Here is a 929-nt window from a genome sequence, read left to right on the forward strand (position 1 = left end):
CGCGGCTGCCGACGAGTCCGTTGGAGCCGGTGACGAGAAACCGCATGACGTCAGCCCTTCCCGTGCAGGCGGTTCTTGTACTGGGTGTCGAAATACTGGCGGTACGCGCCGCTCATCACCCGCTCCCACCACGCCGGGTGCTCGACGTACCACTTCACCGTCTCCGCCAGCCCCTGCTCGAAGGTGTGCGCGGCCTTCCAGCCCAGCTCGGTGCGAATCTTCGTCGGGTCGATGGCGTAGCGCCGGTCATGCCCCGGCCGGTCCGCCACGAACTTGATGAGCGACTCGGGCTTGCCCAGCAGGCCGAGGATGCCCTTGACGATTTCGAGGTTCCGCCGCTCCGCCCCGCCGCCGATGTTGTACACCTCGCCGGCCCGGCCCTTCTCCAGCGCCAGCAGCAGCGCCTGGCAGTGGTCTTCCACGTGGAGCCAGTCGCGCACGTTGCCGCCGTCGCCATAGACGGGCAGCGGCTTGTCGTGCAGCGCGTTGACCACCATCAGCGGGATGAGCTTCTCGGGGAACTGGTAGCGCCCGTAGTTGTTCGAGCAGCGGGTGACGACCACGTCCAGCTTGAAGGTGTGGTGGTACGCCAGGGCGATGAGGTCCGAGCTCGTCTTGCTGGCCGAGTACGGGCTGGAGGGCTGCAGCGGGGAGACCTCGGTGAAGTAGCCGGTGGGGCCCAGCGAGCCGTAGACCTCGTCGGTGGACACCATGAGGAAGCGCTTCACGCCGCGGGCGCGGCTGGCCTCCAGGAGCTGCTGGGTGCCCAGCACGTTGGTGGTGACGAAGACCTCGGGACCGAGGATGGAGCGGTCCACGTGGCTCTCGGCGGCCAGGTGCATGACGGCGTCGATGGAGTGCACCGCCATCAGGTGCTCGACGAGCTCGCGGTTGCCGATGTCGCCGCGCACGAAGACGTGGCGGGGGTC

The 929-nt window shown here is 68.0% G+C and carries 1 protein-coding gene; it reads right to left on the bottom strand.

Annotated features, from left to right (window positions below; genetic code table 11):
• Positions 1 to 50 precede the first annotated feature (50 nt).
• Positions 51 to 929, bottom strand: an 879-nt coding sequence (gene rfbB, locus HG543_RS53850) for a dTDP-glucose 4,6-dehydratase (RefSeq protein ID WP_169352702.1), incomplete at its 5' end; no start/stop codon positions are given.

The organism is Pyxidicoccus fallax, from assembly GCF_012933655.1.
In the GTDB taxonomy this organism is placed as follows: domain Bacteria; phylum Myxococcota; class Myxococcia; order Myxococcales; family Myxococcaceae; genus Myxococcus; species Myxococcus fallax.